This window comes from Peribacillus sp. B2I2 (assembly GCF_041261685.1).
Taxonomy (GTDB): Bacteria; Bacillota; Bacilli; order Bacillales; family DSM-1321; genus Peribacillus.
In genome coordinates this window covers 3,766,887-3,793,459 of sequence record NZ_JBGCCB010000001.1, presented here as the reverse complement: position 1 = coordinate 3,793,459, position 26,573 = coordinate 3,766,887, and the positions used below count along the sequence as shown (strand labels likewise).

33 protein-coding genes are annotated in these 26,573 nt (G+C 41.8%); 25 read left to right on the top strand and 8 right to left on the bottom strand.

Annotated elements, in window-relative coordinates:
• The first annotated feature begins 20 nt into the window (after nt 1-20).
• A complete protein-coding gene (locus ABIE66_RS18750) occupies nt 21-1,772 on the top strand; it encodes a peptidoglycan D,D-transpeptidase FtsI family protein (RefSeq protein WP_370015880.1) in 1,752 nt (583 codons plus the stop codon).
• Between the two features lie 87 nt (nt 1,773-1,859).
• Nucleotides 1,860-2,585 carry a YrrS family protein gene (locus ABIE66_RS18745; protein WP_370015878.1) on the top strand — a complete coding sequence of 242 codons (726 nt, stop codon included), beginning with the start codon at nt 1,860-1,862 and terminating at the stop codon, nt 2,583-2,585.
• Between the two features lie 54 nt (nt 2,586-2,639).
• On the opposite strand, the gene ABIE66_RS18740 is transcribed toward ABIE66_RS18745, so the two are convergent.
• Nucleotides 2,640-2,852 (bottom strand): DUF2536 family protein, encoded by a 213-nt coding sequence (locus ABIE66_RS18740; RefSeq protein ID WP_370015876.1) that lies wholly within the window; start codon nt 2,850-2,852, stop codon nt 2,640-2,642.
• Nucleotides 2,853-3,012: 160 nt separating this feature from the next.
• On the opposite strand from ABIE66_RS18740, the gene ABIE66_RS18735 reads away from it, so the two are divergent.
• From ABIE66_RS18735 to ABIE66_RS18710, 6 genes are all read left to right on the top strand, one after another.
• Nucleotides 3,013-3,651 (top strand): class I SAM-dependent DNA methyltransferase, encoded by a 639-nt coding sequence (locus tag ABIE66_RS18735; protein ID WP_289315593.1) that lies wholly within the window; start codon nt 3,013-3,015, stop codon nt 3,649-3,651.
• 16 nt (nt 3,652-3,667) lie between these two features.
• On the top strand, nt 3,668-4,363 hold the full coding sequence (gene mtnN, locus ABIE66_RS18730; protein WP_289325820.1) for a 5'-methylthioadenosine/S-adenosylhomocysteine nucleosidase: 696 nt from the start codon (nt 3,668-3,670) through the stop codon (nt 4,361-4,363).
• A 95-nt stretch (nt 4,364-4,458) separates the two neighbouring features.
• The gene (locus ABIE66_RS18725; protein ID WP_370015874.1) at nt 4,459-5,382 is read left to right on the top strand and encodes a PLP-dependent cysteine synthase family protein; all 924 of its coding nucleotides are present in this window, start codon (nt 4,459-4,461) and stop codon (nt 5,380-5,382) included.
• Nucleotide 5,383: 1 nt separating this feature from the next.
• A complete protein-coding gene (locus ABIE66_RS18720; RefSeq protein WP_370015873.1) occupies nt 5,384-6,520 on the top strand; it encodes a bifunctional cystathionine gamma-lyase/homocysteine desulfhydrase in 1,137 nt (378 codons plus the stop codon).
• Nucleotides 6,521-6,635: 115 nt separating this feature from the next.
• Nucleotides 6,636-6,902, top strand: a complete 267-nt coding sequence (locus ABIE66_RS18715) for a YrhC family protein (RefSeq protein WP_289315597.1) — start codon at nt 6,636-6,638, stop codon at nt 6,900-6,902.
• A 499-nt stretch (nt 6,903-7,401) separates the two neighbouring features.
• Nucleotides 7,402-7,542, top strand: a complete 141-nt coding sequence (locus tag ABIE66_RS18710; RefSeq protein WP_072273247.1) for a YrzI family small protein — start codon at nt 7,402-7,404, stop codon at nt 7,540-7,542.
• 240 nt (nt 7,543-7,782) lie between these two features.
• On the opposite strand, the gene ABIE66_RS18705 is transcribed toward ABIE66_RS18710, so the two are convergent.
• Nucleotides 7,783-7,971: a sporulation protein YjcZ gene (locus tag ABIE66_RS18705; RefSeq protein ID WP_370015871.1), complete on the bottom strand. Its 189-nt coding sequence runs from the start codon at nt 7,969-7,971 to the stop codon at nt 7,783-7,785.
• A gap of 189 nt (nt 7,972-8,160) precedes the next feature.
• On the opposite strand from ABIE66_RS18705, the gene sigK reads away from it, so the two are divergent.
• Nucleotides 8,161-8,892: an RNA polymerase sporulation sigma factor SigK gene (gene sigK / locus ABIE66_RS18700; protein ID WP_289315599.1), complete on the top strand. Its 732-nt coding sequence runs from the start codon at nt 8,161-8,163 to the stop codon at nt 8,890-8,892.
• Between the two features lie 176 nt (nt 8,893-9,068).
• Here sigK and ABIE66_RS18695 read toward each other — a convergent pair whose 3' ends face one another.
• Nucleotides 9,069-9,371, bottom strand: a complete 303-nt coding sequence (locus ABIE66_RS18695) for a hypothetical protein (RefSeq protein ID WP_370015869.1) — start codon at nt 9,369-9,371, stop codon at nt 9,069-9,071.
• Between the two features lie 168 nt (nt 9,372-9,539).
• On the opposite strand from ABIE66_RS18695, the gene ABIE66_RS18690 reads away from it, so the two are divergent.
• The gene (locus ABIE66_RS18690; protein ID WP_370015868.1) at nt 9,540-11,330 is read left to right on the top strand and encodes a M3 family oligoendopeptidase; all 1,791 of its coding nucleotides are present in this window, start codon (nt 9,540-9,542) and stop codon (nt 11,328-11,330) included.
• A 65-nt stretch (nt 11,331-11,395) separates the two neighbouring features.
• On the opposite strand, the gene pssA is transcribed toward ABIE66_RS18690, so the two are convergent.
• Nucleotides 11,396-11,935: a CDP-diacylglycerol--serine O-phosphatidyltransferase gene (gene pssA, locus ABIE66_RS18685; protein ID WP_289325816.1), complete on the bottom strand. Its 540-nt coding sequence runs from the start codon at nt 11,933-11,935 to the stop codon at nt 11,396-11,398.
• Nucleotides 11,936-12,070: 135 nt separating this feature from the next.
• Between pssA and ABIE66_RS18680 the strand changes: the two genes are divergently transcribed.
• Nucleotides 12,071-12,856, top strand: a complete 786-nt coding sequence (locus tag ABIE66_RS18680) for a phosphatidylserine decarboxylase (RefSeq protein WP_370015866.1) — start codon at nt 12,071-12,073, stop codon at nt 12,854-12,856.
• Between the two features lie 53 nt (nt 12,857-12,909).
• On the opposite strand, the gene ABIE66_RS18675 is transcribed toward ABIE66_RS18680, so the two are convergent.
• A complete protein-coding gene (locus ABIE66_RS18675; RefSeq protein WP_034311351.1) occupies nt 12,910-13,050 on the bottom strand; it encodes a sporulation histidine kinase inhibitor Sda in 141 nt (46 codons plus the stop codon).
• A gap of 465 nt (nt 13,051-13,515) precedes the next feature.
• Here ABIE66_RS18675 and ABIE66_RS18670 point away from each other — a divergent pair, with 465 nt between their 5' ends.
• Genes ABIE66_RS18670 through ABIE66_RS18635 form a run of 8 tightly spaced genes read left to right on the top strand, consistent with a single transcriptional unit; the run spans nt 13,516 to nt 18,529 of the window.
• The gene (locus ABIE66_RS18670) at nt 13,516-14,037 is read left to right on the top strand and encodes a YqeG family HAD IIIA-type phosphatase (protein WP_289334710.1); all 522 of its coding nucleotides are present in this window, start codon (nt 13,516-13,518) and stop codon (nt 14,035-14,037) included.
• Nucleotides 14,034-15,143 (top strand): ribosome biogenesis GTPase YqeH, encoded by a 1,110-nt coding sequence (gene yqeH, locus ABIE66_RS18665; RefSeq protein ID WP_370015864.1) that lies wholly within the window; start codon nt 14,034-14,036, stop codon nt 15,141-15,143. Before ABIE66_RS18670 ends, yqeH begins: the two co-directional genes overlap by 4 nt.
• 20 nt (nt 15,144-15,163) lie before the next feature.
• Nucleotides 15,164-16,006, top strand: a complete 843-nt coding sequence (aroE, locus tag ABIE66_RS18660; protein WP_370015863.1) for a shikimate dehydrogenase — start codon at nt 15,164-15,166, stop codon at nt 16,004-16,006.
• Nucleotides 16,000-16,290: a ribosome assembly RNA-binding protein YhbY gene (yhbY, locus tag ABIE66_RS18655; RefSeq protein ID WP_207437102.1), complete on the top strand. Its 291-nt coding sequence runs from the start codon at nt 16,000-16,002 to the stop codon at nt 16,288-16,290. Before aroE ends, yhbY begins: the two co-directional genes overlap by 7 nt.
• A gap of 11 nt (nt 16,291-16,301) precedes the next feature.
• Nucleotides 16,302-16,871: a nicotinate-nucleotide adenylyltransferase gene (locus ABIE66_RS18650; protein ID WP_289315607.1), complete on the top strand. Its 570-nt coding sequence runs from the start codon at nt 16,302-16,304 to the stop codon at nt 16,869-16,871.
• On the top strand, nt 16,861-17,433 hold the full coding sequence (gene yqeK, locus ABIE66_RS18645) for a bis(5'-nucleosyl)-tetraphosphatase (symmetrical) YqeK (protein WP_289325811.1): 573 nt from the start codon (nt 16,861-16,863) through the stop codon (nt 17,431-17,433). The genes ABIE66_RS18650 and yqeK overlap by 11 nt, the downstream gene beginning before the upstream one ends.
• On the top strand, nt 17,433-17,789 hold the full coding sequence (gene rsfS / locus ABIE66_RS18640) for a ribosome silencing factor (protein WP_057218744.1): 357 nt from the start codon (nt 17,433-17,435) through the stop codon (nt 17,787-17,789). Before yqeK ends, rsfS begins: the two co-directional genes overlap by 1 nt.
• The gene (locus ABIE66_RS18635; protein ID WP_370015860.1) at nt 17,786-18,529 is read left to right on the top strand and encodes a class I SAM-dependent DNA methyltransferase; all 744 of its coding nucleotides are present in this window, start codon (nt 17,786-17,788) and stop codon (nt 18,527-18,529) included. The genes rsfS and ABIE66_RS18635 overlap by 4 nt, the downstream gene beginning before the upstream one ends.
• A gap of 100 nt (nt 18,530-18,629) precedes the next feature.
• Here the strand turns inward: ABIE66_RS18635 and comER are convergent, their stop codons facing one another.
• A complete protein-coding gene (comER, locus tag ABIE66_RS18630) occupies nt 18,630-19,460 on the bottom strand; it encodes a late competence protein ComER (RefSeq protein WP_289315610.1) in 831 nt (276 codons plus the stop codon).
• Nucleotides 19,461-19,570: 110 nt separating this feature from the next.
• Between comER and ABIE66_RS18625 the strand changes: the two genes are divergently transcribed.
• The 4 genes from ABIE66_RS18625 to ABIE66_RS18610 all read left to right on the top strand — a co-directional run bounded on the left by ABIE66_RS18625 (nt 19,571) and on the right by ABIE66_RS18610 (nt 23,173).
• Nucleotides 19,571-20,206, top strand: coding sequence for a helix-hairpin-helix domain-containing protein (locus ABIE66_RS18625; protein ID WP_370015859.1), 636 nt, complete (start codon nt 19,571-19,573; stop codon nt 20,204-20,206).
• 79 nt (nt 20,207-20,285) lie between these two features.
• Entirely contained in the window at nt 20,286-20,846 is a 561-nt protein-coding gene (locus ABIE66_RS18620; RefSeq protein WP_289325808.1) for a ComE operon protein 2, read from the top strand.
• Between the two features lie 25 nt (nt 20,847-20,871).
• Complete coding sequence (locus tag ABIE66_RS18615; protein ID WP_370015858.1) at nt 20,872-21,090, top strand: hypothetical protein; 219 nt, start codon at nt 20,872-20,874, stop codon at nt 21,088-21,090.
• Entirely contained in the window at nt 21,068-23,173 is a 2,106-nt protein-coding gene (locus ABIE66_RS18610) for a DNA internalization-related competence protein ComEC/Rec2 (RefSeq protein WP_370017083.1), read from the top strand. Before ABIE66_RS18615 ends, ABIE66_RS18610 begins: the two co-directional genes overlap by 23 nt.
• Nucleotides 23,174-23,248: 75 nt before the next feature.
• Here ABIE66_RS18610 and ABIE66_RS18605 read toward each other — a convergent pair whose 3' ends face one another.
• Nucleotides 23,249-23,383, bottom strand: a complete 135-nt coding sequence (locus ABIE66_RS18605; RefSeq protein WP_289315614.1) for a YqzM family protein — start codon at nt 23,381-23,383, stop codon at nt 23,249-23,251.
• Nucleotides 23,384-23,725: 342 nt separating this feature from the next.
• On the opposite strand from ABIE66_RS18605, the gene holA reads away from it, so the two are divergent.
• Complete coding sequence (gene holA / locus ABIE66_RS18600; RefSeq protein WP_289327355.1) at nt 23,726-24,742, top strand: DNA polymerase III subunit delta; 1,017 nt, start codon at nt 23,726-23,728, stop codon at nt 24,740-24,742.
• An 88-nt stretch (nt 24,743-24,830) separates the two neighbouring features.
• Here holA and rpsT read toward each other — a convergent pair whose 3' ends face one another.
• The gene (gene rpsT / locus ABIE66_RS18595) at nt 24,831-25,097 is read right to left on the bottom strand and encodes a 30S ribosomal protein S20 (RefSeq protein WP_034308554.1); all 267 of its coding nucleotides are present in this window, start codon (nt 25,095-25,097) and stop codon (nt 24,831-24,833) included.
• Nucleotides 25,098-25,383: 286 nt separating this feature from the next.
• Here rpsT and gpr point away from each other — a divergent pair, with 286 nt between their 5' ends.
• On the top strand, nt 25,384-26,502 hold the full coding sequence (gene gpr / locus ABIE66_RS18590) for a GPR endopeptidase (RefSeq protein ID WP_289325806.1): 1,119 nt from the start codon (nt 25,384-25,386) through the stop codon (nt 26,500-26,502).
• Nucleotides 26,503-26,573: the final 71 nt, after the last annotated feature.

The following is a 26,573-nucleotide window of genomic DNA, read 5'->3' as shown; positions in this document are numbered from 1 at the left end:
ATGGTTACGAGGTGTATTTTATGAAAAAGAAACGTATGAGGTTGCTGGCTCTTTTTTTGACCACTTTTATGCTGATGCTCATAGGCAGGCTTGCCTACATCCAACTTGTATCGACAGAATCTTTTTCGAAGCATGATGTGAACCTGATAGAAGCAAGTGTGAATCAGCGTTCACAGATATTAAAGATTGATGATGGGCGTGGAAAGTTTTATGACAGAAATGGGGAACCACTTGCACATGAAGAAATCCCAACACTCGTCCTATTTCCATTTTTGAACAAAATGACATGGCCTATAGATGAAATTGCCTCGATCATAGGCAGATCGGAAGCGGAGCTGAAACGAGCAATTGAACAAGCGGATGAACCATTCGTATTTGGCGGAGATGAACCGATAGAGTTGACGCCCAGCCAATCGAAGGCAATCAATCAATTGAAGATACCCGGGGTCTTTGCGGTGAACGAGAAATTATATCATGATCAAACCCCTGCAGCCCAATTGATCGGCACAACGAATATATCGGATGCGGAAAAGAAAAAACGTTATCCGGACATGAATTTATCTCCTGAAACGAAAATAGGAAATACGGGACTGCAAAGGACCTTTGATGAGTTCTTGCTTTCTGCTGGGGAATCAAAGCTCGTATTTCACGTAGACGCCAGTGGGGGCCCCATGTTCGGTGTCGATGTAAAATACGTAGAACCTGCTAATCCTCTTTACCCAGTGAAAGTCGTGACGACGATAGATAAAGAAATTCAGGAAAAAGCGGAGAAGCTCGTCGATGACCGCGGGATAAAAAAAGGCGGTCTCGTACTCATCGATATCGAAAAAAGTGAAATCGTCGCCATGGTATCACGTCCGGCGCTAAATATAAAAGATCCGAATGGCGAAGGGGCCGTCAATATGATGTTGACTCAAAAAACGCCGGGTTCCGTCTTTAAAACGGTTACGGCTGCAGCTGCCATCGATTATGAAGCGGCAAGTCCCACAAGGACATTTAATTGTAATTTAACGATTGACGGCAAAACGGATAAGCAGAGGGAACTGGGCATACTTAATTTTGAAAATAGTTTTGCCCAAAGCTGTAACAGGACATTTGCCGAATTGTCCCAGGAAATAGCTGAGAAGGATCCCGACTTTTTGGATAAATATGCAAAAATGCTAGGGTTGGTTGGCGAAACGGGCTGGCAAGGGGACGTTTATCACACGGAAGTTACTCAGTTGCATCATGAACAAACCGGGAAGGTCTGGCATGATGACGACTTAAAAAAAGATCCCAAAATGATTGCCAAAACAGCCATTGGCCAGCAGGATGTCCAAACGACACCGCTCGCGATAGCGAATATGATGGCCACGATTGCCCGCGGTGGCAAGAAGGAACAGGTCAAAGCCGTTTCCAAGGTCGAATTTAACAATAGTACGACCGTAGTCGATTTCCCCAATCAAAGTATTGGCGGCGAAACGCTGTCTCCATATACAACGATGAAGATGCAGCATCTTCTGAGGAAAGTCGTAACGGAGGAGAAAGGTACTGGCGCTTCTTTGAGAGATTTACCTGTGGAGGTCGCTGGCAAGTCTGGAACAGCTCAGACGAATATTAAAAAAGGAGAGCTCAATAAATGGTTTGCGGGCTACTTTCCATATAAAGATCCAAAATATGCCCTTGTTACCGTAAGTTTTGAAACAAAGGAAAACAGTTCCAGTATGACGCCGCTTTTTTCAGATATTGTAAAAGTCCTGTACTCCAAGAACCAGGACAATAGCGAGAATTGACGAAAAGTGTAGGAAACCCTTCCCTTCTATCTCTAGCTAAATCATGTTAAAATGAGGCAGTAAGAAATGGTAAGGGAGGAATGGACCTTGGGCTCACGTTTCAATCAGAGAGATCAAAAAAGAAAAGTAAATAAAATATATAATATTGCAATCACCATCGTTTCCATTTTAATCGTCATTGTAGCAGTCACGATTTTCTTAAGTGATGATGGCACCGAATCAAAGAAAACCACGACCGAACCTAATCAAATTGCCGAAGAAAAGGGAAAAGTAGTGGACAAACCTGCTGGGAAAGAGGAAGAAACGGATTCAGAGAAGGTAGAGGCAGAAGAGGATAGTAAAGCAACAGAGGAAGATGAAGAAGATAGTAAAGCAACAGAGGAAGATGAAGATAGTAAAGCAACAGAGGAAGATACAGAAGAGAAGGCTGAAGATGGTTCAGACTCAGAAAAAGCTGGGGATGCCGAACTTGTGGAAGTGGAAGGCAGCGGAGATGGCAATGTCGCGGCTACATATACGAGTGAGGGCTGGAAACCAGTTGGAACTGAGCAATCCGGGGAACACACTACAAGCTTCGAAAAGGACTCGGTCGATTGGAATGAAATGAGAAAAGCCATTGCTAATGGCGCTGGAATCGATGAAGGAAGCATGAAGCTATGGTGGCTTCAAAACGGCGGTTCGCCGAACACGGCAATCGGTACCGTTTCTGAAGGGGACAATCCTAAAACCTTCCGAGTCCATATTGAATGGGTGGACGGATCAGGTTGGAAACCTGTAAAAGTCGAAGAGCTGAAGACAAACGATAAAAGGTAATAGTTAATCTAAAAACCCCCGAAAGGAATCTTTTCGGGGGTTTTTTCATGGAGATTACTTTTGGGCTTTAAAGTGAACGACTGCGCTATAAAATCGTCTGCCTTCCTCACTAACATACATTTGGTGTGACACGGATTGAACCTGAAGCATGATCGCATTATTGATTTCAATTTGTGATTGGATTTTTTCTTCAAGATTCTTAATGCTTTCTGCCTCGAAAAATTCTATTTTATCTTCGAATAATTTTAAGTCGAGTTGAAAACCCATGATTGTTCCCCTCCAACATTTAGATACTGTTAGTTTAACACACCTTTTTGTTTGTATCTGAACCTAATGAAGGATTTGCCTAAAAAACAAGAACTGTTTTTGTGTTTAATTCATATTATGCTTATAGGTTTTATTATTTCATCATAAAAAGGTGATTAAAATGGGCAGAGAATTTTTGGATTTATTCGAAGAATGGTCAAAATCGTATGATGATACTGTTGGTGGACACGATATTGAGTATCAAGAAGTTTTTAAACATTATGATAGGATATTGGACAGCGTCACGTATCGGGCTCAGGGTCACGTGCTGGAGTTCGGCGTAGGTACCGGGAATTTAACGGAAAGGCTTTTGAAGAAAGGCCTAAAGGTATCGGGAATCGAGCCTTCACCCGCCATGAGGAAAATAGCGGTAAGCAAAGTGGGCGGAAAAACGGAAATTGTAGATGGCGATTTCATCGATTTTCCGAAGCCGGAACAGGTGGATTCAATCGTGAGTACGTACGCGTTTCATCATTTAACCGATGAAGAAAAAGAAAAAGCGATAGCCAACTATGGAAAGTTACTGAATACTGGTGGTAAAATAGTGTTTGCGGATACGATGTATCAATCAAGGGAAGCGCATGAACGAGCGATTCTAGATGCAAGGCAGGCAGGCTTTCATAATTTGGCGAACGATTTGCAAACGGAATATTATACTACGATTCCTTTTTTGGAAAAAGTACTTGAAGAAAATGGATATAAAGTGAACTTCGAGCGCTGCAATCAATTTGTCTGGATTATGGAGGCGGAAAAATTATAGGAAGAGGTTTTTACTAATGAAAGTAGCCATAATCGGAGCAATGGAAGAAGAAGTTACGATTTTACGTGATAAATTGGAAGGTTTGGAACAGGTGACCATTGCCGGTTCCGAGTTCAATACAGGCACACTGAATGGTGTTGAGGTCATTTTGCTTAAATCGGGAATCGGTAAAGTGAATGCGGCAATGTCCACTGCGATCCTTTTAGAAAAATTCAAACCGGATGCTGTCATCAATACTGGCTCTGCCGGCGGTTACCATCCAGCACTTAATGTCGGGGATGTGGTCATATCCACGGAGGTTCGCCACCATGATGTCGACGTGACGATTTTTGGATATGAGTATGGTCAAGTCCCTCAGCTGCCGGCAGCTTTCATTCCGGATGAAAAGCTTTTCGCAATCGCAGAAGAAGCAGCTAAAGAAATCGAGGATATACAAGTGGCGAAAGGGTTGATCGTGACAGGGGATTCTTTCATGAACGATCCTGATCGGGTTGAATTCGTCAGAGGGAAATTTTCGGATTTATACGCGGTGGAAATGGAAGCGGCAGCCATTGCTCAAGTGGCCTTCCAATTTAAAACACCGTTTGTCATCATTCGTTCCCTTTCGGATATCGCAGGTAAGGAGTCCAATATTTCCTTTGATAAATTCCTGGAAACTGCGGCTCTTCATTCAGCGGCACTGATTTTGAAAATGGTTGAAAAAATGAAATGAAATGTTAAGTGATCAGCGGAAGACTTTCCGCTGGTTATTCTTTATTGCATAAACCTCATTAAATTGGTAGGATAACTATGAAAGGATGTCCGAATATGAAAGTCTTTCAAAATATTCATGAGTTGATAGGGGAAACGCCGATGATGGAAATCACCCATTTCCCGCTTCCGGATGAAGTCCGTATCTTTGCCAAACTGGAATACTTTAATCCGGGAGGCAGTGTGAAGGACCGGCTTGGTCAAGAACTTTTAGCCGAAGCTTTACGGACTGGGAATGTAAAAAAGGGTGGGACGATAATTGAACCGACTGCCGGAAATACTGGGATTGGCTTGGCGTTGGCGGCGATAAACAGTGGAGTGGACGTGATATTTTGTGTTCCGGAGAAATTCAGTGCCGAGAAACAGGAATTGATGCGTGCCCTTGGAGCAAAAGTGATCCAGACCCCGACAGAGGAAGGAATGAAAGGAGCAATCGCCAGGGCTAAGGCGCTGCTGGCTGAAATTCCGGGATCCTATTGTCCCCAACAGTTTGCCAACCCATCCAATCCTGATGCATATTATAAAACGCTGGGACCTGAAATATGGGAACAGATGGATGGCGATGTGGATGTGTTTGTTGCCGGTGCCGGTACGGGGGGGACATTCATGGGAACATCGCGATATTTAAAAGATAAGAATGCTGCCGTCAAAACGGTCATTGTCGAACCAGAAGGATCGATTTTAAACGGTGGCAAAGCAGGACCCCATAAAACCGAGGGGATAGGGATGGAATTTTTGCCTGCCTATATGGATGAAACGTATTTTGATCAAATTCATACGATAAGCGATCATGACGCTTTCCATATGGTGAATGAATTGGCGATCAAAGAAGGCCTGCTTGTCGGCAGTTCTTCCGGAGCGGCATTTGCAGCGGCCATGAAGGAAGCGGCCAAGGCTTCCCGGGGCGCGAATATCGTCGTCATATTTCCGGATTCCAGTGAACGATACTTAAGCAAAAAAATTTATCAGGGAGGTATATGAAATGAGGAAAAAAACACAATTGATCCATGGCGGCATTTTTGGTGATGAAAAAACAGGAGCGGTTTCGGTGCCGATCTATCAAGTAAGCACTTATAAACAGGATGGTCCGGGGAATCACCGGGGATATGAATATTCCCGTACAGGCAACCCCACCCGCCATGCACTCGAGGAATTGATCAAGGACCTGGAGGATGGAGAAAGAGGATTCGCCTTCGGATCGGGAATGGCAGCGATGACGGCGGTTATGATGCTGTTTAATCAAGGTGATCATGTATTGATGACCGATGACGTTTATGGAGGGTCTTTCCGGGTCATCACTAAAGTGCTTAACCGCTTTGGGGTGGAAGCTACGTTCATCAATACGAGTGACATACATTCGATCGAAAACGAGATCAAGGACAATACCAAGGCACTGTTCATTGAAACCCCAACGAATCCATTATTGAAGATTACTGATCTAGAAGCGGTATCAAAAATAGCTAAAGATAACGGCATCCTTACAATTGTGGACAATACCTTCAGTACGCCATATTGGCAAAATCCACTTACACTTGGAGCCGATATCGTACTTCATAGCGCTACGAAGTACCTGGGGGGACACAGCGATGTTGTAGCGGGTCTTGTCGTGGTGAATGATGAAAAACTTGGCAATGACCTTCATTTCATCCAAAACTCTACAGGAGGCGTGCTAGGGCCCCAAGATTCATGGTTGCTGATGCGGGGCATTAAAACGCTGGGAATCCGGATGGAAGAACATGAAAAAAATACATCTCGGATCGTCAGCTTCCTATCCGGGCATAAAGACGTTTCCAAGATTTATTACCCAGGTCTTGAAAACCATCCAAACCATGATATTGCAAAAAAACAATCGCGTGGCTTCGGCGGTATGGTTTCGTTCGATGTCGGCAGTGCCGAAAAAGCCGAATCCGTTTTGAGTAAAGTGAAATTCTTCACACTGGCTGAAAGCCTAGGGGCAGTGGAGAGCTTAATTTCGATTCCAGCCTTGATGACACATGCCTCGATTCCGGCAGAGCGCCGTGCAGAGCTTGGAATAACCGATGGGTTGATTCGTATTTCAGTTGGTCTGGAAGACGTTGAAGACTTATTGGAAGACTTGGAACAAGCGCTAAAAGGATAAATCGGAAAAGGAACCGCTTCATAGCTACCTGCCATTATTTACACCCTGTCATTTGGAATAAATATGGTAGAATGAGATATCGATATCTTATTAGCTTGAAAGTAGGTGGAATGGCATGAAAAACCGCAAAAAACAAACGGCGGCAATGCTCCGTTCGAAAATGGTCGATTTTAAACAATTTGCGATCACATTGTTATGTGTGGGCTCGTTCTTCTATTTAGGAACCATCCTTCCCTCGGGCGACAAAACGATGATTGACACATATGTCTATATGGGAGCGACAATTATGTTCCTTGGCATATCCATAGTATTTTTCCGATTATCCAATAAATATAAAAGGACCCTGGCGGAAATGGATGACCAGGATTCTTTACAACAATAGAAGCAAACCTGATTCTTTCAAGAATCAGGTTTTTTTTGTTTTTTCTTACGTTATTGCCCGTTGTATGGGCAGATATATCATACTCATTACCTCCTTGAGGTAATAGTTGCTCTTGAAAATGGGAAAAAAGAATGAAGTTTCAAAAAAATAGGCAAAAGCCGTTTACAAATATCAAATTTATGGATATACTTACCAGGTAATAAAAAATATTCCAAAGGGAGGTCGAAGAAAATGAAGTTGTATCTATATGATGGAATCGTTACTGATCAGATTAGCCGGTCCGTTTCAAATGACAATCACATACAATTCGACCTGTGCCAAGCGGAATATTTCTAAAGCAATTTTTTGGCTTTATTAATCATTCACATAGCGGCCGCAGGGAGAAGTGTTTTATCCTGCGGCCTTTTTGTATTTTCTAAAAAATCCCGCAGGAGGACGTAACTTTCTGCGGCCTTTTTATGCCTTTTTGTTGGGCCGCTCCCTTAAAGGAGGTGATATTATGACACTGAATATGCTTTTTTTCACAATCACGATAAAAATGAAAAAAATGACTGCTGAGGAATGTTTGCAACAGGAGAGAATCCACAAGATTAGAGAAGAACATCTGGACAAAGCGATGAAACATCGTCCTTTTTTCTAAAGACATAAGAGGTTGGTATCCCGTTAATATTTTAAGAAAGGTGGAGGTTAATATGTTGAATTTGGTGTACGTAAAAGGAGAGAAGCGTTGCTATTGGCAGGAGAAGGATACCGGCTAACGGCTAACGGCCGGAACTGTGATAGCCGTTTACGTTGTTGTCGATCAGTCGCTGCGCAATTTGAAATGAATAGTAAAAAAGGAAAACTCGGCTCTCGGGCCGAGTTTTTTTCTTTGCTTGCATCAGCAGCACGGACCTGATCCGCCATAACCAAACCCACATCCGGGGAACCACCAAAACCCGAAAATGAGCAATAAAATCAAGAGGACGATAAACAGGCCATAACCAAACCCGTAACCGGATCCGGCATAACAAGGTGCAGGAGCAGGATAACCATAGCTGCACCCGTGTGGTCCATAGTTATATCCCATCCTAAAAACCCCCTTTCCTTAAAAATTCACTTTCATTATATGAACGTTTGCCCGTGTCCGTTTGGGAATTCAACCAGTCTGGTTTGAACATTTAATACTTTCATGATTTCTTTTAGCGGGACAGACACGAACAAGCCCATTGCTGCATAGGTATGAATAGGGAAACCAAAGAAACGGGGGATGAAACCAATGCCCGGAATACTTACAGTTGTCGGTTACATTATCAAAGAATTTTACTTATTTGTTTCCTATGTGAAAAACAACGCTTTTCCCCAGCCCTTGTCATCTCAGGATGAAAAGAGGTATCTGAAGCTTATGAGTGAAGGTGACGGTGATGCCCGTAACATCCTGATCGAGCATAATCTCAGGCTTGTTGCCCATATTGTCAAGAAATTCGAGAATACGGGCGAAGATACAGAGGATTTGATTTCGATTGGGACAATTGGTTTGATAAAGGCCATTGAGAGTTATTCGGATGGAAAGGGTACGAAGCTGGCCACATATGCGGCGCGATGCATTGAGAATGAAATCCTGATGCATTTACGGGCGACTAAGAAAACGAAGAAGGATATTTCCCTGCATGATCCGATCGGTCAGGATAAAGAAGGAAATGAAATCAGTTTAATCGATGTGCTGAAATCGGAATCGGAAGATGTCATCGATACGATTCAGCTCAATATGGAAATTGAAAAAGTGAAAAAGTACATTGATATTTTGGATGAACGGGAAAAGGAAGTCATTGTAGGCAGGTTCGGACTCGATTTAAAAAAGGAAAAAACCCAGCGGGAAATCGCTAAAGAGCTGGGCATTTCCCGCAGTTATGTATCAAGGATCGAAAAACGTGCCTTGATGAAGATGTTCCACGAATTTTACAGGGCGGAAAAAGAGAAGGAAAAGAAAGCTAAAGGATATGAAAAGTAAAAAGAGTGCGGGGAGCTTTCCCCGCACTCTTTTTTTAATATTTATTTCTGATCAAATCTGCAAATGCATGATAAATCTCGATTCCCTGAGAAAGGAACAGACGTGAAGCGGTTAAAGAAAAGACCCCTATCATAATCATTCGGAACCACATATGAATCACTCCTCCATTTTATTTTTTATAAAATGTCAGAGCGTAAGGCTACGTAATTCGCCTGAAAAAAAACAGGACTGAGATATCGTAGGCGGAGATTTGAGTGAAAATAAAGAAAACTCAAAATGGAAAATTCGAAAATGAGAATAATGATAAGTGACTGCCAAAAACTGAAGGAAGGCACCAAAGGCTGTTTCTTGTCGGCCTTATCCCAATGGTGAACATCGGTATGTTCTTCAATGGTTAGCTGCTGTGCAGGGTGATGGAACTGTATGGGCAGTGTCCAAAGGAGCAGGATGATGGCAGACATGTGAATAAAGAATTTCATATGAATCAACCACCCCTTTCCCAAGAATATGAATATATTCATCATAACATGCTTTTATTGTGGGATATAGGAAAATGTTCTGACAAAATACTGAAAATTCCTTTTAATTAGAAAAATTTTGAAAAAACCTCTATAATAGGATTATTGATAAAAAGGGGGCAATAAAGTATGGGATATTCTTTGACATGGGATTTGGATATCTTTTTTAAAGGAGGAAGTTCTTCCAAGGAGTTCCTGCTTTTTTTAGATGAAATTAACGAAGAGGTACAAGAATTAGACCGACTTGTAAGCAATATCAATCCAGAAGGAAATGATGAAATCAGTTTCATCAGGGCGTTCGATCTTTTAAAAAACACTAATATGAAATCGTCACAGGCCGGTGCTTTCATCGGGTGCCTGGAAGCTCAAAATGCGCAGGATAAAAAGGCAGGTCAGCTGCGGATCAAACAAATGAAGATAGTCGCTTCACTAAAAATGGTGTTAAGCAAGCTGGATGAAAAGTTGTTGCAGCTTGATGATGCGTTTTTTAAAAAAATCCTCGAAAAAGAACCATTGAATGAATTGAAATTCGTATTGAACGAACGTCGGGAAAGGGCAAAGGAAAAGCTTTCCGTAAAGGAAGAATCATTAATCACCCAATTGTCCATGGACGGTTTCGAAGGTTGGAGCCAAATGTATGATACGATCGTTGGTTCAATGACCATCCCTTATAAGGGTGAAAATCTTTCTGTAGGCCAAGCGGCGAATAAATTTTCTGATCCCGATGGAATGGCCCGAAAAGAATTATTTACTGCATGGGAACAGGCTTGGGAGGAAAAAAATGACCTTTTTGCCCGGACTTTGAACCACTTGGCGGGATTTCGTCTCAGCGTGAATGAAAAAAGGGGCTGGGATGATATTTTGAAGGAGCCTCTTGAAATAGGGAGGATGAAAAAAGAAACCCTTGAAAGTATGTGGAATGTAATTGCCGACCATAAGGAGCCGCTTGTGAGGTTTTTACAAAGGAAGGCAGAGTTACTGGACTTGGATAAATTAAGTTGGGCGGATTTGGATGCACCGCTAGCTGTCACAGCCGAGTCCAAAGTGATGGATTATCAAGAAGGTGCGGACTTCATCGTTCAGCAGTTCTCTAAATTTGGCACTCAATTAGCAAACTTCACCCAAAAAGCTTTTGAAGATAGCTGGATTGAAGCGGAGGACAGACCAGGTAAGAGGCCAGGAGGTTTTTGCACGGGCTTTCCATTAAATAAGCAGTCAAGAATTTTCATGACGTACTCGGGCACCCCTTCCAATGTATCGACATTGGCCCATGAATTGGGGCATGCATTCCATTCTTATGCGATGAGGGATATCCATCCATTGAATCGATCATATGCAATGAACGTGGCTGAAACAGCCTCTACTTTTGCTGAAATGGTCGTATCGGATGCAGCTGTGAAGGAAGCGGCCAGTGAAGAAGAAAAGCTGGTTCTTTTAGAAGATAAAATTCAGCGTTCCGTATCATTATTGATGAATATCCATGCCCGTTTCTTATTCGAGACAAGATTTTATGATGAGAGGAAACAGGGATATGTCAGTGCCGAACGGTTGAATGAACTGATGGTTGATGCACAAAAAGAAGCTTATGGTGATGCGTTAAGTGATTATAATCCAACATTCTGGGCATCAAAGCTACATTTCTATATTACAGGTGTACCATTTTATAATTTTCCGTACACCTTCGGATACTTATTCTCATTAGGCATATACGCCAATGCCCTGAAAGAACCGGCAGGATTCGAAGAAAAATATATCGCCCTATTAAAGGATACCGGTTCCATGAAGGTCGAGGATTTGGCGGAAAAACATTTAGGCGTCGATTTGACGACCCGGGATTTTTGGGAAGAAGCGGTTAAGGCCTGTATGGAGGATGTAGAAGAATTCATACGTTTGACAGATCCCCTTGTCCGAAAGGCATAAAAAGCTTTAGGCTGAATATGAACGAAAAAAAGCGGATGTCCGGTTTAGGACATCCGCTTTCCTATTTAAACTTTCCTCATTTTAAATGGACTGACCATGAGTAATGATAATATAATCATAAGGGATAAGAAAAAGACCGGATGGAAATATGGGATGGCGAGATAACTTAAGGTAGCGATGCAGCCGGCAACCGTAATGGGAACTCCTGTAAAATACCCATTGCTTTCACTTATATTGAAGCGGGCGAGGCGAAATGCGCCGCAGCCGATATAGAAAACCGTGAAGATTGTGCCAGGTGCTCCGAATTCTATTAATATTCCTTGGTATAATAATAGAGCTGGTGCGACGCCAAAAGAAATGATGTCACACATGGAATCAAGTTGCTTACCCAATTCCGATTCAATGTTGAACTTCCGTGCAACCATACCGTCAAAGCGATCTGCAAGGGCAGCCAGGAAGATTAAAAGCAGGCTTAAATTCAATTGGCCGTGCATCACGGCAATTATCGCAAATCCACCAAGGGATAAATTCATTAAAGTAAGTATATTTGCTGTTTGTGCTTTCACTTTTTTAATGGTTTGATCTAGGGCGTGTAATAAAAACATCTTTTCACTCCTTTCAAATGAAACAAAATAAAACAAAATATAGTAAACATAAGTATTTATTATATAATAATATTTTATTTAACACAATTTATGCAAGTCATTTTTGAATAATTTTACAATTTGGAGTGGTTTTATTTGTATCAGTCTTTGTATCGCATTCTTATTGAACTGACGAATGGTCGGTATTCATCAGGTTTATTAAAGCATTTTAGCCAATCACGTTGGAGCAGGCCCTTAATTTTACTATATGTAAAAACTTTCAACCTTAATCAACAAGAATTTGGTAAGGATTTAAAAGGGTATACGAACCTGCATGATCTATTTACAAGGCGGTTAAAGGCGGACGCCAGGCCCATCACTGCCGTTCCTTCTGCAGTGGCTTGTCCTGTGGACGGTATACTCGAGGATTCAGGGGAGATATACGCTGATAAAAAGATCATCGTTAAGGGAAAGGTATATTCAATGGAGGAGATGCTCGGGGATGAGCTTTATTTGGAAAAGTACCTAGGCGGCAAATATCTCGTGTTATACTTAAGCCCAAGTCATTACCATAGGATCCATGCACCAATCAAGGGTTCCGTAGTCAAACGATGGACGCTTGGAAGGAAATCGTACCCCGTTAATAAATGGGGGATGAAATATGGAAAAGAGCCATTGTCAAAAAATTACCGTACAATAACTGAAATTCAAAATGAAGCTGGAAGCCTGGCAATGGTGAAAGTCGGGGCCATGTTTATAAATTCAATCGTCATTACTGATGAATCGGATGAATTGGAAAAAGGACAGGAATTTTCATATTTCAGCTTTGGGTCGACAGTGGTACTTCTTTTTGAAAAAGGCAGTTTTGAACTTGAAGGAAACTTATCCATTCCGGCTGATGTCCGTGTCGGTGAAACAATCGGATTCATGAAAGCCGTCTAACTCCAAATGAAAATAAGAAGGCTGACATTTAATGTCAGCCTATGTATTTCATATTAAAAAATTGATCGGATTTTATGTGTTAAGGATCTTCGATGAATTTCCGTTTCTATGAGGCGGATGAAATCGGTACTTAACTTTAAATTCTGCGCTTTAAAATAGGATTCCAGCAACAGGTCATCAGATAGTTTTTGCATCAGAACGCCATTTACGGCTGCTCACCTCCAGTAGGTATTGCGGGGAATAATTTGGTTTTCACTTGCATATATTGATAAGTCATCCTTGATGTACCCCTACTGTATCAGAAATAAACGTGGAGAACAATCGTTCTGTTATCCACAGTTAAAAGTGGATAACCTGTGGTTAAGTTGTTTACAAGGTGGACGAAATGGCGCACATCAGTATGGAAAATGTTAGTAAAGTTATCCACAGGTTGAACAAATGAAATTTTTGTCGAAATCTTTTAGGAATAATTAGTTCTTTGGTTCTGGTCTACCTGCTAATTTCCCATTTCTTAATAAAAAATGCCTTTCCATATCAGAAAACATACATTATGATGTTTTTTTACCGTCAGCCTTTCTTTCCTAATTTTTTTTGAAAGTAAGCCGAAAATTCGATATGATGGAGACGGTAAATTAGAATGAAAATACAGAGGTGTCAATATGCTTAAATTATTTTTGCCGAGTGAACATGTTAAAAGCATTTTTAATATAGATCCTCAAGAATTGAAAAAAAGAGGGATTAAGGGAGTCATTACCGATTTGGATAATACTCTCGTTGAGTGGGATAGGCCAACTGCCACCCCCGATTTAATCAAATGGTTCGACAATATGAGGGATCATGGGATTTTAGTGACGATTGTATCCAATAATAATGAAAATCGGGTTCGGTCTTTTTCCGATCCGCTTCACATTCCGTTTATCTTTCAGGCAAGGAAACCGATGTCAAGGGCTTTTCATAAAGCACGTAAGTCAATGGGATTGAAATTGGAAGAAACAGTTGTAATCGGCGATCAGTTATTGACGGATGTATTGGGAGGAAACAGAGGCGGGTTCCATACGATCTTAGTGGTCCCTGTCGCACAAACCGACGAATTCAGAACGAAAATCAATCGTTATTTTGAAAGAAAGATCATGGCGTTTTTTAAACGAAAAGGAATGATAGAATGGGAGGATCACAATTGAACAATCATCAAGAATTAGTGTGCATCGGCTGCGGTGTGAAAGTCCAGACTGAAGATCCGAAGGAGTTGGGCTTTGCCCCTACATCGGCTCTGGAAAAAGAGAGCATCGTTTGTCAGCGCTGCTTTAAATTGAAACATTATAACGAAGTTCAGGATGTATCCTTAACAGACGATGACTTCTTGAAAATCTTGAATAAAGTAGGCGAAACCGATTCTTTAATCGTCAAAATCGTCGATATTTTTGATTTCAATGGAAGTTGGCTGCCTGGCCTACATCGATTTGTAGGAAGAAATGATGTTCTTCTGATCGGTAATAAGGTCGACTTATTGCCTAAATCAGTAAAACCGAACAAGTTGATTAATTGGATGAAGCAATCGTCCAAGGAATTGGGGCTTAACCCGGTTGATGTCCTGCTTGTCAGTGCGGAAAAGGGAAAGCACATACTTGAAGCGGCTGATGCAATTGAGCGGTATCGCAAAGATAAGGATGTCTATGTGGTGGGCTGTACGAATGTAGGTAAATCGACTTTCATCAACCGTCTTATAAAAGAAGTGAGTGGTGAAGGGGATATCATCACGACATCCCATTTCCCAGGCACAACATTGGATATGATCGAAATACCTTTGGATGATGGACAAGCATTGATCGATACACCAGGAATCATCAATCATCATCAAATGGCTCATTATGTGGACAAACGGGACTTCAAGGTGATTATGCCGAAGAAGGAAATCAAGCCGAGAGTGTACCAACTGAATGAAGCGCAGACGCTATTTTTCGGAGGGCTGGCCAGGCTGGACTATGTCTCAGGCGGAAGGCGTTCACTGACTTGCTACCTTTCGAATGAATTGAATATCCACCGTACGAAATTGGAAAATGCAGATGAATTGTATAAAAACCATGCCGGGGAATTATTGACGCCCCCACGGCCTGAACAAATCGAGGAGTTCCCGAAGCTGATTCCACATGAATTCTCCTTGAAAGATGGTAAAATGGATATTGTGTTTTCAGGTCTTGGTTGGGTTACGGTCAATGAGCCAGGAGCGAAAATCGTTGCCCATGTACCAAAGGGCGTAAATGTGATAGTTCGTAAATCATTAATCTAAATATAGGGGTCGTCTAGTCTATGAAAAAGATATATGGGGTAATGGGAGATCCAATTGCACATTCGATGTCACCGGACATTCATAATGATGCATTTGAAAAAGAAAATATAGAAGCGGTTTATCATCATTTTCATGTGACGAATGAAGGTTTGAACGATGCTGTAAAAGGCATGAAAGCCCTTGGTATAGAAGGGTTTAACATCACGATCCCTCATAAGACTTCAATCATCCCATTCCTTGATGAAGTGGATGAACTGGCCCTTGCAATCGGGGCTGTAAATACGGTTGTTAACAAAAATGGTCGGTTTATAGGGTATAATACAGACGGAAAAGGATTTTTCAAATCTTTATGCGATGAAATATCAGGTGACATTAAGGCTAAAAAAACGTTAGTGATCGGAGCGGGCGGTGCTGCGCGTGCGATTTATTTTACCCTTGTAAAAGAAGGGGTAAAGCAAGTTGATATTGCAAACCGGACAAAGGAAAGAGCGGCCCAGCTTGTTTCTGATTGCCCATATGATAAAGTATCGAAGGCACTCTCGATTATCGAAGCGGAAGAAAGCTTATCACAATATGATTTAATCATCCAAACGACTTCTTCAGGAATGAACCCGGAATTGGATCATTCACCGTTGAAGGTCGACCAGCTTAAAACCGGTGCAATTGTCAGTGATATTATCTATAACCCTCTGCATACCAAGCTGCTGCGTGAAGCGGGGGAAAAAGGGGCGGAAACGCAAAATGGTTTGGGGATGTTCATCAACCAGGCTGCGCTCGCTTTCGAGATATGGACGGGCATTATGCCGGATACAGCAAGAATGACAGATATTGTCTTGAACAAACTAGGAGGTAACACATGTTAACAGGAAAACAGAAAAGATTTTTACGATCAAAGGCTCATCACCTCAATCCAATTTTTCAAGTTGGTAAAGGCGGGGTCAATGATAATCTCATCAAGCAAATTGGTGAGGCGCTTGAAGTACGTGAATTAATCAAGGTCAGCATCCTGCAAAACTGTGAAGAGGACCGCAATGATGTGGGACGTTCTTTATCAAAAGGTGCACGGGCGGAATTGGTTCAGATTATCGGCAACACAATTGTGCTGTATAAAGAATCAAAAGAAAACAAACAACTTAAATTACCTTAAGGAACCTATCTATGAAAAAAATTGGAATTCTTGGCGGTACATTCAACCCTCCACATATCGGGCATTTAATTATAGCGAATGAAGTGCTGGATGCCCTTGAGCTAGATGAAATCAGATTCATGCCAAATCACGTTCCTCCCCATAAGGAAAAATCGGAGGAAGTAACCGATATGGACAGGCTGGCTATGTTGGAAAACGCGATAGCCGGAAACCCATCTTTTTATATTGAGGGTATTGAAATAGAAAGAAAAGGCACATCTTATACGTATGATACGATAAAATTGCTGAAAGAACTTGAGCCAAGCAATGAGTTCTATTTCATAATTGGCGCAGATATGATTGAGTATTTACCGAATTGGCACCGTATTGACGAGCTGGTGAACATGGTCAATTTCGTCGGGGTGAAGCGCCCTGGCTATAATGAAAAGACCGTATACCCAATCACGATGGTGAAAGTCCCTCAGATGTTCATTTCTTCTTCCATGATACGAAGGAAGTTAAGAACGGGGAAAACCGTGAAATATTTAATAGCAGATCCAGTGGTGAAGTATATTAAAGGGAATGGTTTATATGAATCGTGAGAAAGCTTTGGCGCTGGTCAAAGAACAAATCACCGAGCGCAGGTACATTCATACCTTGGGTGTGGTCGAGTCAGCGATTGAACTTGCTGAACTGTATGGTGCCGACGTCAAAAAAGCGGAACTGGCAGCCATTTTCCATGATTATGCAAAATTTCGTCCAAAAGAGGAAATGGAGCAAATTATAATCGCTGAAAAAATGGACCCGGAGTTACTTGAATACAATATGGAGCTGTGGCATGCTCCTGTCGGGGCTTATCTTGTAAAAAAGGAAGCCGGTATCACTGACGCTGAAATATTGGATGCGATTGCCCATCACACGTCTGGCAGGGTTGGCATGAGCCTTTTGGATAAGGTAGTATACCTTGCTGACTATATTGAGCCGGGACGTTCCTTTCCCGGAGTCGACGAAGTCAGGCAGACAGCAAAGCAAAATTTGGATCATGCTGTCATCCAGGCTTTAAGGAATACAGTTGTTTTTTTAATGAAAAGAAATCAGGCAATTTACCCTGACACATTTAAGACATATAATGATTTGATCATGAATTTGAAGGAGAAGATGTAATGACTGAACGTGAACTTCTTGTAATTGCAGCAAAAGCGGCGGATGATAAACGAGCGGAGGATATCGTAGCATTGAACATGCAAGGTATTTCCCTTGTAGCGGATTACTTTTTGATCTGCCACGGTAATTCTGAAAAACAAGTACAAGCAATAGCTCGTGAAATGAAGAGCAAAGCTGATGAATCAGGAATCAATGTAAAACGTCTTGAAGGTTTTGACGAAGCGAAATGGGTGCTTGTGGATCTTGGCGATGTAGTGGCCCACATCTTCCATAAGGATGAAAGAAACTATTATAACCTCGAACGTTTATGGGGAGATGCACCTTTTGAAGATCTAGAGAGTGAACTGACTCCATGACTTACGAACGCTTTGCCTATGTATACGATGAATTGATGAAGGACGCTCCCTATGAAAAATGGCTGATGATCCTTACGGCGAAGCTGGAACAGTACGGAATTGGTGGAAGGAAAGTCCTGGATTTAGCGTGTGGAACCGGGGAAATGACCGTTGGATTGGCGCAACACGGATTCGAAGTCACCGGCGTGGATTTATCCGATGAAATGCTTCTCGTTGCCAATGAAAAAGCGGTGAAGCTTGGATTATCGATTCCACTTTTCCAACAGAATATGGCAGAACTTGAGGGACTTGGTCAATTTGACTGTGTCACGATTTTTTGTGATTCGCTGAACTACCTTCGCGACGAGGCGGATATAGTGAAAACGTTCAGCAGGGTTCATGAGCATTTGAAGGATGGCGGATTATTCTTGTTTGATATCCATTCCATTTATAAAATGGAAGAAATCTTTCGTGATCATACGTTTGCTGTCAATGGTGAAGAAGTATCCTATATATGGGACTGTTTTCCAGGTGAAGAACCTTACAGTGTGGAACATGATTTAAGTTTTTTCGTGAGGGACGATGAAAGTGGTCTGTATGACCGTTTTGATGAGTTGCATTATCAACGGACCTATCCGGTTGAACAATATAAACAGTGGTTGCAGCAAGCAGGTTTTACGGTTTCTGAAATTCTGGCGGATCTTGAAGAAGAACCGCTTGTAACGGAAACCGAAAGAATCTTGTTTGTAGCTAGTAAATGAATCAAGAGGTCAGTAATCGCCGTTCGTACATCACTGTACGAGTGGAGGTCTGACCTCTTTTTTTTATTTTTAGAAGGAAATGAGATATTGATTACGAATATTAATATGGATGGCCGAACTGTTTTTCCACTTCTTGAAGATCCTCTGCAAACTTTTCATGTGTAGCTTGAAAGAGATGATGGAACATTTCCCCTGTTTCAGCTTCTAAAACCTTGATTCCTTCACCCGTGATTCCACCCTTTACACAAACCTTTTCCTGCAAGGCCGGCAATGTATAAACTCCTTTACCAAGTAGTTCCCCTAAGCCAATCAACATGTTCTCAGTCAAAGTCGTAGCGGTTTCTTTATCAATCTTCGTCGTTTGGCATGCCGCGTCAATGAAAGCTTGTGCTAAATAGCTGAAGAAGGCAGGACCGCAGCTGACGATGTCGGAAGCTACCCGGGTGATATCATTTTCAATGATGACCGGTGCCGATATGGCGGAGGCCAATTCGTATAATTCCGACTTTTTTTTCTCACTGCAGCCATTGCCGAAACTCAGTAACGATACCCCTGAGCCCACCCGGTTGGTTATGCTGGGGATAAAACGGGCGCAGGGGGCTTTCACTGCCGATTCAAGCTGGGACACTGAAAGCGGGCTTGTAATGGAGATAACTAGTTGTTCCATTTTTATATGATGTTTGATGCCCTGTAACAGGCTGTCAATTTGTAATGGTTTTACACAGAGAAAAATAAAGTCCGCTTGCTGGACGACTTCGGCTGCGCTTTCCGCCACCTTGATTCCGGGGTGTTTTTCTTTCAGCACCAATGCTTTGGAAAGCGTTCGATTTGTAATGATTAGATCAGCCGGATTCAAAATTTTTGCCTCCAGCCACGCCTCGATTAAAATGGTACCCATATTGCCGGTTCCGATTACACCGATTTTCTTCAATGCCGATCAACTCCTCTCACTTAAAGCGATTGATACTCCTAAAAACACTATGTATTTTTAATCTGTCCTATGACAATGTATCGTGAGAAATCAAACAAGGAGGCAAAGAAATGGATAAAATTTTAAAAAAGAAAATGGCGTTGATTACGGTTGCAGCGGCATCTGGGGCAGCAGGAATTTACTTTTTTTTGCAACCAGGGGAGGATCCGGTTGATACGGAAGATATATTTTCCGTTACGGCAAAAGGAGATGAAATCGAACAAAGTGAAAATGAAGCGGAAACCGAACCGGTGATCATTAAAGTGGACGTTAAAGGGGCTGTACAGGCCCCAGGGTTATTTACGGCACAGGCAGGTGACCGGGTGATCGATTTGATTTCGGCTGCAGGCAGTTTTACGGACAAGGCCGATAAGGATAAAGTGAATTTTGCCCAAATCGTTGAAGATCAAATGGTCATTTATGTACCGGAAATAGGTGAAGAAGACAAAGGGAACTTGGAGGACATATCAGTCGTTTCGTCTGGTAATGCTGCTTCCAAAGGGACATCAGAAGGACGGGTGAACTTGAATACAGCTACCCAGGCAGATTTAGAAACCCTGACGGGAATTGGACCATCCAAAGCGATTGCGATCCTGGAATATAGGGAAACGGTAGGGAAATTCAAGCAGGTAGATGACTTGAAGAAGGTATCGGGAATCGGCGATAAAACGTTTGAAAAGTTACAGGAGTCCATTTCGGTTCAATGAATGATTGAATATGCTACACAAATGAACAGGAAGAGGGTAAAATTGAAGAAAATCATTCTAGTGAGTAAGGGGATACAACATGAACAGGATTAGTTGGGATCAATATTTCATGGCGCAAAGCCATTTATTAGCTTTAAGAAGCACATGTACACGCCTCACTGTAGGAGCGACGATCGTCCGGGATAACCGAATCATTGCTGGAGGATATAATGGGTCAATTGCTGGCGGAACCCACTGTATTGATGATGGCTGTTATGTAATTGATAATCATTGTGTCAGAACGATACATGCTGAAATGAATGCACTTTTACAATGTGCGAAATTTGGAGTGCCTACTGATAGGGCTGAAATATATGTGACGCATTTTCCATGTCTGCAGTGCTGTAAATCACTCATCCAAGCTGGAATCAAAGCTGTTTATTATGCGGAGGATTACAAAAATCATCCATATGCTCTGGAATTATTTAAACAGGCTGGTGTCAAGACCGAAAAGGTTGAAGCAAAAGGGGCCATCGATGTTAATGGAAAAGAAAAAAAGGACTTTGTGTTCTCATTGCTAGCTCAGCTTGAACGAACAGGTCTGGGAAAAGAAGCTGTATTGGAGCTGGAAAAGCAGGCCAAACAGATATTTGACAATTAAATCTTAAATCGGACAGGGGGCAGGCATGGCTAGGCACCTTCTCTTATTAGCCGTCTCGGCTACATTTGGAGTTTCGGCCCATTCATTTTTAAATGTAAGGCTTTTGATCATTATCTTTATTTTTCTCTGTTTCCTTTATTTTTCGGTCGGGTTAAGTGTGAAGGCCCTTAGCATTCATTTAATGATCATGGGGATTTTTTTAGGGGCCGCCTCCTTCTCCGATCACCGAAACAACACGGCCTAGAACGGAAAGCCAATTTATCATCACATTTACCGATCAGCCGAATATAGATGGAAATTCATTAAAAGGATTCGTGGGCAGTGAGAAAGGCGAACGGTTAATGCTTCGTTATAAAATCAACACCGAACAAGAAAAGGAAAAGCTGGGCCAGCTTCTGCGTATCGGTTTATCCTGTCCCGCCGAAGGGAACTTGCGAATTCCCGACAAAAACAGGAATGAAAACAGTTTCGATTATCAGCGTTACCTTTTCCGCCAAGGCACCCATTGGATATTTAACGCTGATTCCATATCATTTCGAGATTGCCAAGAAGTTGGAAACTCGATTGTCATTTCGATTCGTAATTTGCGCCTGAAGGGAATTGCGTATATTAGAGAACACTTTCCGGAAGAATCGAGCGGTTTTGTCGCAGCACTCATATTCGGCGACCAGACATATATAGATGAAGATGACCTTGCTAATTATCAGCGGCTGGGTCTGGTTCATTTACTGGCGATTTCCGGTCTTCATGTCAGTTTTTTAACGGGGGTGTTATTTTATCTTGGCATCAGGGTTGGAATTACAAGGGAAAGAATGATGGTGGCCATCCTGATTTTCCTTCCAGTTTACATGATACTCTCAGGTGCTAGCCCATCGGTGGTGAGATCCTGTTTAATGGCTATGCTTTTCTTTTTACTCTTGCTATTCAAGAAGCGGATCTCGGCGGGTGCCGCAATCGGATCGGTTTATATGGCACTATTGTTTTTTCAACCTAATATGCTCTATGATATAGGTTTTCAGCTCTCATTCGCAGTCACTTTCTCCATTATCATGTCTTCAAGCATTTTCTTAAGATACCCCAAAAAAACGATGCAGCTATTCATCATCAGTTCCATCTGCCAAATGGCAGCGCTTCCCATTTTGCTTTTTCACTTTTTTGAAGTATCTTTTCTTGGCGTGTTCTTGAACGTATTGTATGTTCCGCTTTATTCGATCATTTTGCTTCCATTTTCATTAATTACCCTCTTCATTCATTTATTACTGCCTTCCCTGGGGCAGCTCCTCATAACTATATTGAACTTCACCTTCATACTTTGTAATAAAGTCGCGGATGCAGCATCCGAGTTGCCACTGGCCTCCATTGCGTTTGGAAAACCACCCTTCATCATGATGGCATTACTTGTTATTTCCCTTTTAGGGTTATACCTGACTTGGGATGAATCTTTTGAAAAAAGTAAAATTTGGTGCGGAATACTGATTGTCCTATTACTTCTTCAATATAATTTACAAAGGTTCTCACCTTTTGTTGAAGTACAGATGATCGATGTTGGACAGGGTGATTCCATTTTAATTATCCTGCCATTCAATCGCGGTAATTATTTGATTGATACGGGTGGGCAAATTACATTTCCAATCGAAACATGGGCAAAAAAGCGAAAGAAGTTCAACACGGCGGATGATATCATCATTCCATTATTGAAAAGTAAAGGAATCCACCAATTGGACAAACTGATTTTAACCCATCCGGATGCAGATCATATGGGAAGTGCAGGAGAATTAATTGAGAATTTCAAAGTTGGGGAGATCGTCATAGGAGGCTGGAGTGAGGAGCATTATCGGAATTTGGATTTTGTGTCCATGGCAAGAGATAAAAAGATGAAAATGACCGTCTTGAAGAGGGGGGACCATTGGGTAGTGGACGGAGCGCAGTTTTCCGTGCTAAGTCCATATGAAAAGGAAGACAATAAGAATGATTCATCGATAGTCCTTCACTCAGAGATGGGGGGATTGTCATGGATATTTACTGGAGATATGGGAGAAGAGGGCGAAAGGGAGCTATTAAGCACATTTCCGCAGTTGCAGGCGGATATCTTGAAGGTTGGTCACCATGGCAGTAAAACTTCTTCTTCCACGTTATTCCTTGAACAGCTACAGCCGAAAGCTGCTCTTATTTCGGTTGGAAAAGAAAATCGCTACGGTCACCCACACGGAGACGTAATTGGGAATCTGGAGAGAAATGGCATTAAGGTGTTCAGGACGGATGAGGATGGATCTATAATTTATAAGTATTACAAAAGGAGAGGAACCTTTCGGAAGACACTTCCATAGTATGTAGAAAATCAAAAAGAAAGAGACTGCAACGGCAGCCTCCATCAGGAAAAATAAGTGCATGTAGTAATGAAATCAGGATCCGACAGCTTTAACGACGACAGCTATGGTGAACAAGGCAGCGAAAAATACAAAAGAACCGATGAATCCCATAGCGGAATCAGCGACGTCATCTGTCTTGGATTGGACATTCTTTTCGAATTCGTTCATTATTACCCCTCCTATTTCTGCTAATAGTATAAAACATTACCAAAAAAAAATCTACAGGCTTCATTTCTTCATTTCCTTTACTGACAAGAGTTGTCACAAATAGTTTGGGATTTTGAGGTCAAAATAAAAGTACAAACAAAGCAAGCGAAAAAAGAAAAGCTCAATTTTTGTTCTACATGAATACTTTACCCGCTTTCAAGGAAGATTACCCGGGCCTTTCTTGAAAGTGTTCATATAGATTCGGAATTAGTCCTTTAGGGGGCTAGTTCCCTTTATAGCTTGTCAAATGGTCCATCCACCTATACCATTAGAGAAGAATACATAAAAAAGAGGCGGATTCTATTGGTATTAGATGTATGGAAAAGTATAAAAAAAGGGCAATTCGCGCCAGTATACTTGTTATATGGAACGGAAGCCTACCTAATTAATGAAACGAAGCAGCTATTGATCGAGAATGTCCTTCACGAAGATGAGATGGATTTTAACTTTTCTCAATTTGATTTAGAAGAGACGCCTGTTGAAACAGCGCTTGAAGATGTCGAAACCCTCCCATTTATCGGGGAAAGGCGCCTTGTTTTCATGCAAAACCCATTTTTTTTGACAGCTGAAAAAACGAAGTCAAGAGTTGAACATAATGTGAAAAGACTGGAAGCGTATTTGGCTGATCCGGTTCCTTATTCTATTGTCGTTTTGACCGCACCTTATGAGAAACTGGATGAACGGAAGAAAATCACCAAGGAACTGAAGCGTAAGGCGGTTCTCGTTGAAGCGAAGAAGCTTGGTGATCATGAGTTAAAGGTGTGGGTGAAGGAGCGGGTCGAAGCTTCTTCTGTCCAAATAGATGAACAGGCTACAGAGCTTTTACTTGAACTTGCAGGAACGAATCTGATGATGCTGACGAATGAACTGGATAAAATGGTCCTTTATGCAGAAGCTGATAAACATATTACGGTCGAGATAGTGGAAAAGCTGGTCGCTAAATCCCTTGAGCAGAATATCTTCACGTTAGTTGATCATGTCTTACAGCGGAAGATGGAAAGTGCCATGACGATTTTACACGATCTTCTCAGGCAGAACGAAGAGCCGATCAAGATCTTAAGTGTCATGGCTGGACAAGTCAGGCTAATGTATCAAGTGAAAGAGCTTTCCCGTCAAGGCTATAGCCAGCAAAAAATTGCGGGACAACTGAAGGTGCATCCATACAGGGTGAAACTGGCACTCGAAAAGACGGGGAAATTCCAGGAACGCGAGCTGTTGTCCATCATGAACGACTTAGCGGAGGCGGATTATAAAATGAAGACCGGCCAAGCCGATAAGGCGATCACGCTTGAGCTGCTGCTTTTAAAAATCAGATCATAAAAAAAGTGGCAGAAACCCTGCCACCTTTTTTATACGAAAAAACACGCACAAAAAAAACGATCCAATTGGATCGTTTAATTTTTTGTCATTATGCGTTAAGAGCGTTAAGTCTTTTCGCTAAACGAGATTTTTTACGGGCTGCCGCATTTTTATGGATTAATCCTTTAGATGCAGCTTTGTCTAATTTCACAGCAGCTGTTAATAGAGCTTCTTTAGCAGCTTCAACGTTTTCACCAGCTAATGCAACTTCAGCATTTTTCACTGTAGTACGCATAGTTGATCTAACAGTAATGTTATGAACGCGTTTTTTGTCGTTGATTTTTACACGTTTAATAGCAGATTTAATGTTTGGCATTCCGTTCACCTCCTACAAAGAAATCGAGATTATATGAACTCGACTTTTCAAATCCATATCAAATAGCACAAGTGATATTCTATCAGACTGCTCATAAATATGCAATACTTCAGATTGAGAATCGAAAAGGAATTATAAAAGGAATTATAATTTCAGTAATAAATTCATCTCGTCATAATTCATTGTATCAAAAAAATGAATAATAAAAAAGCAAAAACGACAGAATGTTTAAGAGAGACCATAAAAATTACTAGATTAGATACAATTCAAACATCAGGAGGCCGTTATGGAAAATAATTTGGACCTTAGTGAATACGGAATTCGAACAGATTTGGCGATTGAAGCAAAGGAAATTGCCCTTGAACATAAAGGTGTCGTTGAGGAAGTGGATGTATCCCATATTGAAGGGGTCATAATTAAGGAAAAAGAAGTGGAAGATCTGAAGGTATCCTTAGTCGAGGTCACGGCTGAAGGGGAAAAAGAAATCGGTAAAAAACAGGGCAGCTATTTGACCATCGAAGTCCAGGGAATCCGCCAGCAGGATACGGATACTCAGCAACGGGTGGAAAAGGTGTTTGCCAATGAACTGGCGTACTTCTTGAAACGGAATAAAATCACCAAGGAAAGCAGTTGTTTAGTTGTCGGCCTTGGTAACTGGAATGTTACTCCCGATGCTCTGGGACCTGCAGTCGTTGAGAACCTTGTAGTCACAAGACATTTGTTCGAATTGCAGCCTGAGTCGGTCAAGGAGGGCTATCGGCCGGTCAGTGCGATCTCCCCTGGTGTGATGGGGATTACGGGAATCGAGACGAGTGACATCATAAAAGGAGTCATCGAAAAAAGTAACCCTGATTTCCTGATCGTCGTTGATGCATTGGCTGCCCGTTCGATTGATCGTGTGAATTCCACGATTCAAATTACGGATACAGGCATCCATCCAGGGTCTGGTGTTGGAAATAAACGAAAAGAATTGAGTCAGGCTACCCTGGGAGTTCCTGTTATAGCCATTGGAATACCTACCGTCGTGGATGCCGTATCGATAGCAAGCGATACGATTGATTATATTTTGAAGCACTTTGGCAAGGAAATGAATGAAGGGGACAGACCATCCCGTTCGTTGGCACCCGCTGGATTCAGTTTTGGAAAGCGGACAAAGCTGACCGAAGAGGATATGCCAGGTGAAAAGGAACGCCAAACTTTCTTGGGAATGATAGGTGTCCTCCCTGATGAAGAGAAACGGAAATTGATTTATGAGGTGCTTTCGCCACTTGGTCATAATTTAATGGTTACGCCCAAAGAAGTGGATGTTTTCATTGAAGATATGGCCAATTTGATAGCTAATGGATTAAATGCTGCCTTGCATAATTCAATAAATCAAGAAAATACGGGCTACTATACCCGTTAAATCATTTTCAGTGCCCAAAAATGGTGTTCTACCCTTTCTAGCAAAGTCATAGGTATTAATAGACAAGCTAT